Origin of the sequence: Blautia sp. An46 (assembly GCF_002161645.1) — a bacterium.
GTDB lineage: Bacteria > Bacillota > Clostridia > Lachnospirales > Lachnospiraceae > Blautia > Blautia ornithocaccae.
The window spans coordinates 121,735-127,883 of record NZ_NFIF01000011.1; the positions used below are offsets into that span (position 1 = coordinate 121,735).

General features: G+C 42.9%; 6 protein-coding genes. 5 read left to right on the top strand and 1 reads right to left on the bottom strand.

Annotated features, from left to right (window positions below; genetic code table 11):
• Nucleotides 1–18: 18 nt before the first annotated feature.
• Together B5G00_RS10695 and B5G00_RS10700 are read left to right on the top strand one after the other, a co-directional pair.
• The gene (locus B5G00_RS10695; protein WP_087272678.1) at nt 19–858 is read left to right on the top strand and encodes a transketolase; all 840 of its coding nucleotides are present in this window, start codon (nt 19–21) and stop codon (nt 856–858) included.
• Nucleotides 846–1,784 carry a transketolase family protein gene (locus B5G00_RS10700; protein ID WP_087272681.1) on the top strand — a complete coding sequence of 313 codons (939 nt, stop codon included), beginning with the start codon at nt 846–848 and terminating at the stop codon, nt 1,782–1,784. The genes B5G00_RS10695 and B5G00_RS10700 overlap by 13 nt, the downstream gene beginning before the upstream one ends.
• Before the next feature lie 86 nt (nt 1,785–1,870).
• Here B5G00_RS10700 and yyaC read toward each other — a convergent pair whose 3' ends face one another.
• Entirely contained in the window at nt 1,871–2,452 is a 582-nt protein-coding gene (gene yyaC, locus B5G00_RS10705) for a spore protease YyaC (protein WP_242971335.1), read from the bottom strand.
• A 166-nt stretch (nt 2,453–2,618) separates the two neighbouring features.
• On the opposite strand from yyaC, the gene B5G00_RS10710 reads away from it, so the two are divergent.
• From B5G00_RS10710 to B5G00_RS10720, 3 genes are all read left to right on the top strand, one after another.
• Nucleotides 2,619–3,812, top strand: coding sequence for a LysM peptidoglycan-binding domain-containing protein (locus tag B5G00_RS10710; protein WP_087272684.1), 1,194 nt, complete (start codon nt 2,619–2,621; stop codon nt 3,810–3,812).
• A gap of 89 nt (nt 3,813–3,901) precedes the next feature.
• Nucleotides 3,902–5,095 (top strand): DUF5711 family protein, encoded by a 1,194-nt coding sequence (locus B5G00_RS10715; protein ID WP_087272687.1) that lies wholly within the window; start codon nt 3,902–3,904, stop codon nt 5,093–5,095.
• A 33-nt stretch (nt 5,096–5,128) separates the two neighbouring features.
• Entirely contained in the window at nt 5,129–5,827 is a 699-nt protein-coding gene (locus tag B5G00_RS10720; protein WP_087272690.1) for a CvpA family protein, read from the top strand.
• The last annotated feature ends 322 nt before the right edge of the window (nt 5,828–6,149 follow it).

The following is a 6,149-nucleotide window of genomic DNA, read 5'->3' on the forward strand; positions in this document are numbered from 1 at the left end:
ATTTCAGGAGGAAAATAAATGAACAAGTTAGAACTTCAGAAGACAGCTAACGAAATCCGCAAGGGCATCGTCACAGCTGTACATTCTGCAAAAGCGGGACATCCCGGCGGGTCTTTATCCGCGGCAGACTTATTTACTTACTTATATTTTGAAGAGATGAATATTGATCCCAAGGATCCGAAAAAAGCAGATAGAGACCGGTTCGTTCTTTCCAAAGGCCATACAGCTCCTGGTTTATATTCTACTCTTGCATACAGAGGCTATTTTCCTGTAGAGGATTTGAAGACTCTCCGTCATCTGGGTTCCTATCTTCAGGGACATCCGGATATGAAACACATTCCCGGAGTGGATATGTCCAGCGGTTCTTTAGGACAGGGAATCTCTGCGGCAGTAGGAATGGCTTTAGGCGCTAAGCTGGACGGTGATTCTTACAGAGTGTATACTCTCCTGGGAGATGGAGAAATCGAAGAAGGCCAGGTTTGGGAGGCTGCTATGTTTGCAGGCCACAGAAAACTGGACAACCTGGTTGTGATCGTAGATAATAACGGGCTGCAGATTGATGGTAAAATTGAGGACGTATGCTCCCCATATCCTATTGATAAAAAATTCGAAGCATTTAACTTCCATGTGATCAATGTTGCCGATGGCAATGATTTTGACCAGCTGAAAGCAGCTTTTGATGAAGCTAAGACCGTAAAGGGAATGCCTACAGCCATTGTCATGAAGACTGTAAAAGGAAAAGGCGTATCCTTCATGGAAAACGAAGTAGATTGGCATGGAAAAGCTCCTAACGACGAGCAGTATGAAACAGCAATGGCAGATTTGGAAAAGGCAGGTGAAGCATTATGTCAGAAGTAAAGAAAATCGCTACAAGAGAGAGCTATGGAAACGCCCTGGTAGAGCTGGGCAAGAAATATGAGAATCTGGTAGTTCTGGATGCAGACCTGGCAGGTGCTACAAAAACTGGTACCTTTAAGAAAGCTTTTCCAGAACGCCATATTGACTGTGGTATCGCAGAATCTAATATGATGGGAATTGCAGCAGGACTTTCTACAACAGGAAAAGTTCCTTTTGCAAGTACCTTTGCTATGTTTGCAGCAGGACGTGCTTATGAGCAGGTTCGTAACTCTATCGGCTATCCTCATTTAAATGTGAAGATCGGAGCTACTCACGCAGGAATTTCTGTAGGTGAGGATGGAGCTACTCATCAGTGTAATGAAGACATTGCTTTAATGCGCACAATCCCAGGAATGGTAATCCTGAATCCGTCTGATGATGTAGAAGCAAAGGCTGCAGTGGAAGCTGCATATAACCATCAGGGACCAGTATATCTTCGCTTCGGAAGACTTGCAGTACCGGTGATCAACGACAAACCGGATTACAAGTTTGAGATTGGAAAAGGAATTGTCCTGAGAGAAGGCAAAGACGTTACAATCTTCGCTACAGGATTATGTGTAAACGAGGCACTGGTTGCAGCAGAAAAACTGGCTGCTGACGGCGTAGATGCAAAGGTTATCAATATCCATACCATCAAACCTCTTGATGAGGAACTGGTAGTGAAAGCTGCACAGGAGACAGGCAAAGTTGTTACAGTAGAGGAACATTCTGTTATCGGCGGCCTGGGCGGTGCAGTTGCAGAAGTTCTCGCTGAGAAAGCACCTACAAAGATGCTGCGCATTGGTATCAACGATGTGTTCGGCGAATCCGGCCCGGCTGTACAGCTTCTGGCAAAATACGGAATCGATGCAGAAGGCATCTATGAAAAGGTTAAAGCTTTTGTATAAAAGAAAATAGAAAAAATAGCAGAAAAGGAGCCGCTTCATTAAACAGAGAAGGAAAAATTCCCGTCCTGTTTAGTGGAGCGGCTTTTTTATGTCTGGACGCTGATCCTGGCAGTTCCATAGAAGTAACGGCGGTAGGCCAGGAGGATTCCAAAGACAATGGCGTCTGCCATGCGGACTACTGTAGACAGCTTTGTGGTCTGAAGATTAAAATGGTCAAAATTTCCGGCGGAATTTACTATGCCGGTTATGGAGATATCTCCTACGGGAGGCAGCTTTTTCTTGACGCCCAGCCCCGGCTCCAGGGCACCTCTGGAAATAGTGAGGCATCCTGTGTGTTTTCTGGTTCCCAAAGAGGCGTCAACAGCGATCACCAGGCTGTCCGGGTGGCGCAGATTAATTTCTTCAATGGTCTCCCTGAGATTCAGGGCATGGACTGGATTGGATAAAGTCCCATACACATATGCAGAGGACAGTCCCTGCCGGGACAGACTGTGACCCACCAGAGGACCTAAGCTGTCACCAGTGATCCTGTCGCTGCCGATACAGACAAAAACCAGTTCCCGGAAGTTCTCCTCATAAGAAGAAAGAAAATCAAAGAGAATAGCGCCAAGTTTGATGCCGGCCCCATTATTTTCAATGTAATACATAGAATCTTTTTTTATGGACATAGGAATCTAACCTTTCTGAAACCAATTTCATGCTTTTATTCTGTCCGTTTTTCATTTCCTTATCCCTGTAAATTTTGTCGTTAAAAAAATTAGTTTCCCTGCTGAATCTGATAAATTTCGCAGAAAGAATGTGCTATCCTTTTCATCAAAAAGGGGTGAATATTACATGATAGAAATTGTCTATGAAAAGGAAAAACAAAAGTCTGAGGGGAACGAAAGCTTTTTCCGTATTCCCAATAACATACGCCAGATAGGAGAAGTGGGAGGAACACAGAAAATCTATATAGAAGATTATGCGTATACTTATCTTTGTAGAATCTCATCTGAGAATTTATCCAGAGGAATAGGAGCCATATTGCTGGGACAGGCCAACTGGAAAGAGGGAGTTTCCTACCTGTTTGTTAAAAGTGCAGTGGCCCTTCCTGATATGGAAGTCAGTGAAGAACATCTGGAGTTTACACAGGAAATCTGGAATCATGTATACGAAAAGAACAAAGAGTATTTTCCGGACCAGGAAGTGGTAGGCTGGTTCCTGTCTATTCCAGGATGCTCTATGGAGCTTCATCAGGTTATCTGTCAGACCCACCTGGACCATTTTGGAGGCAGTGATAAGATTCTGTTTGTCATGGAGCCTCTGGAAAAAGAGGAGGCATTTTACCGTTATGAAGAAGGACGGATGTCCAGGCAGAGCGGATTTTATGTTTACTATGAAAAAAATGAACCCATGCATAACTTTCTTATTGCTCAGAATCAGAAGATGGAGAAAAAAAGCGAGGAGGTAGATGATTCTGCAGTACACAGCTTTCGAAAGAAAGTAGAAAAAAATATTCAGCAGGAAAAGTCCAAGACAGGATTCCCAGTAATGAAAGCTGCGGGAATCTGCACAGCAGTAGCTGTGCTGGCAGTGGGAGTGCTGTATTTGAACGACTACCAGAAACTTCAAAGTGCCAGAGAGGTTCTTGCGGATATTGACCAGGAAAATCAGGGGACTGTCCAGGAAGAGACAACACCGGTAAACGGAAATGTCACCAGGGAAAATGAAGAAATTGATAAAGAAAACAGCGCCAGTGGAGAATCGGAACAGAATACTGCAGAAGATGATACCATATCCCAAGAAGAGGAGACTGACCAGACACAGGAAGAAACCGACCAGATACAGGAGACAGAGACCGGGGAGGAGGGCTCTTCTCAGGCATCAGTTGAGATCCACCCTTCCTATACCATTCAGCAGGGAGACACCATAACAAAAATCAGCATAAAAACTTATGGAAGCACAGAAAAGGTCAGGGAAATCTGCGAATTAAATAATCTGTCAGTAAATGACCTTATCTATCCGGGACAAAAAATTTTACTCCCGTAAAGTTTTGTGTTATACTAACCCTGAATCGACACCATGGAAATTCAGTAAGATTACGGAAAAGTATAGATAATACACTAGGGAAGAAATGTATGAATATAAAAAATATTATGAATTTTAGAAGGGAAGATTCGGAAGAGAATAAGCTTTTGGATTTTTGGCATTTCCTGAAGGCGAGACGTCCGAAAAAATCGGTGGTAATTCTGACAGCGGTGCTCATTGCTGTTATAGCAGGGATTTTTATCGTTTTTAATCATGTAGATGAGAATTATGATGTGCTTTCCACAATGGAAAATGAGGATACACAGTCTTCGGAGTATATAGAATTTGGCGACAACCTGCTGAAATACGGAAATGAAAGTGTTTCTCTTTTGTCCCAATCAGGAGATACCCTATGGGACCAGTCGTATGATATGAGCGATCCGGTCTCCAGTATCAGAGGCGATATGGCGGCTATCTATGACAGACGGGGTACCTCCATGTATATAATTGAAGCAGATGGTCCTGTTGGGCCGGTAACAACGGATTTTCCTATTGTGAAGGCAGAGGTGACGGAGAGCGGTTCCGTAGCCGCTATCCTGGAGGATGGAGAAAGAACCTGGATAAACTATTATGCATCTGATGGCAGCCTCATAGTAGAAAACCAGACACGAATGGAAAATAATGGATATCCCCTGGATCTGGCGGTTTCACCAGATGGTACGATTATCGGAGTCAGCTATCTTTTGGTGGAATCTGGAGAAATTTCAACCCAGGTGGTTTTTTATAACTTTGGACAGGCAGGCCAGGGAAAGGTAGATAATGTAGTTGCAGAATTTACATATGAAGATACATTGGTTCCAGATTTGGTATATTTCAGTGACGGTACCTGTGTGGCTTTCAGAGATGACGGATTTTCTGTTTTCCAGGGAGGAGATACCCCAGAGGAAAGAGAAAGTATAGAAATAGATACCCAGCTGATCAGCCTTTTTTATAATGAAGAGTATTTTGGAATTGTCACCGATGGAGAAGAGCAGGGAAACTCATACTTTATGACTTTATATGATTCTTCGGGCAGAGAAAAGTGTTCACAGGGATTTGATATGGATTATCAAAGCATTTCCATCAGCGGAGAGAAGATTATTCTTAGCAGCGGTACACAGGTAGAAATGTATAACTTCAACGGAAGACTGAAGTTCCGGGGAGACTTTTTAGAAGGAACTGTGAAAAATCTGTTCCAGATGTCCAGGAACCGTTATCTGCTGATCTCTGATGAAGGAGTCCATATGATCCGTTTGGCATGGTAGCAGAAGACAGACACGAAAGACAGGTGAAGATATATGAATTGGTTGGCTATTGTAATACTGGCAATTCCTGTTGCTTATATTTTCAGTGGAGTACAGAGAGGAATGGTCCGTACAGGGTTTTCATTTCTTTCAGTTATCCTGACACTGATCCTGAGCTTTGCTCTGAATCCTCAGATCACAGAGTATGTTCGGGAGAAGACGCCGGTCTATGATGTGATCCAGGAAAACTGCCAGGAGAGTATTTCCAGGACTACAGAAGAAAAACTCAGTGAAGAAGCAGACACAGGAGAGCAGAATCAGTATATTCAGGGACTTCTTCTTCCGGAAAATGTAAAGGAAATTCTTATAGAGAATAATAACGCGCAGGGATATCAGCATTTCCTGGTAGAAACTTTCTCAGAATATAGTTCTCATAGTATAGCTACAATTATCGTCAGCATAATCGGGATGCTTCTGACCTTTCTGATAATAAGCATTGTCCTTCATATAGTTGGCGGAATCCTGAATGGAATCTTTTCCCTTCCCGTCCTGAATCTGCTGAACCGAGCAGGAGGGGCTGTGCTGGGAGCTGCTCAGGGAATCTTTGTAGTATGGATTGTTTTTCTGGTATTGTCTCTGTTCTGGGATACTTCATGGGCTCAGAGCGGTGTGACTATGATAAAAGAAAACTCTATGACCAGTTATTTATATGAACACAATCTGCTTGCTGAACTTTTATCAGGACTATTATAAAAGGAAGTCAGGGATGCATATCATAAAGATGTGCGCCCTGACTTTTTTATCAAGTTGATGATGGTTTTCTGCTTCTTTGCCAGTAGGATTTTAGCCTGTGATCAGGGGGATATGTCTTGAAAAAGAAAAAAATAAAAAAAGTTATTGAAAGTTGTTGACAAATGGAAAATGCTGTGGTATTCTAACATAGCTGTCAGCGAGAGCGGTGCTCTCAGGAACTTCTGAAAATCTTGAAAAAAGAAATTTTCAAGAAAATGAAAAAAGTTCTTGACAAGCCAGAAAAGATGTGATAATCTAATATGGCTGTCGCAAGACAGGGACC

Excerpts from the sequence above, each read along its gene's own strand:
- B5G00_RS10695 (WP_087272678.1), top strand. The coding sequence starts at position 19 with ATGAACAAGTTAGAACTTCAGAAGACAGCTAACGAAATCCGCAAGGGC.
- B5G00_RS10700 (WP_087272681.1), top strand. The coding sequence starts at position 846 with ATGTCAGAAGTAAAGAAAATCGCTACAAGAGAGAGCTATGGAAACGCC.
- yyaC (WP_242971335.1), bottom strand. The coding sequence starts at position 2,452 with ATGTCCATAAAAAAAGATTCTATGTATTACATTGAAAATAATGGGGCC.
- B5G00_RS10710 (WP_087272684.1), top strand. The coding sequence starts at position 2,619 with ATGATAGAAATTGTCTATGAAAAGGAAAAACAAAAGTCTGAGGGGAAC.
- B5G00_RS10715 (WP_087272687.1), top strand. The coding sequence starts at position 3,902 with ATGAATATAAAAAATATTATGAATTTTAGAAGGGAAGATTCGGAAGAG.
- B5G00_RS10720 (WP_087272690.1), top strand. The coding sequence starts at position 5,129 with ATGAATTGGTTGGCTATTGTAATACTGGCAATTCCTGTTGCTTATATT.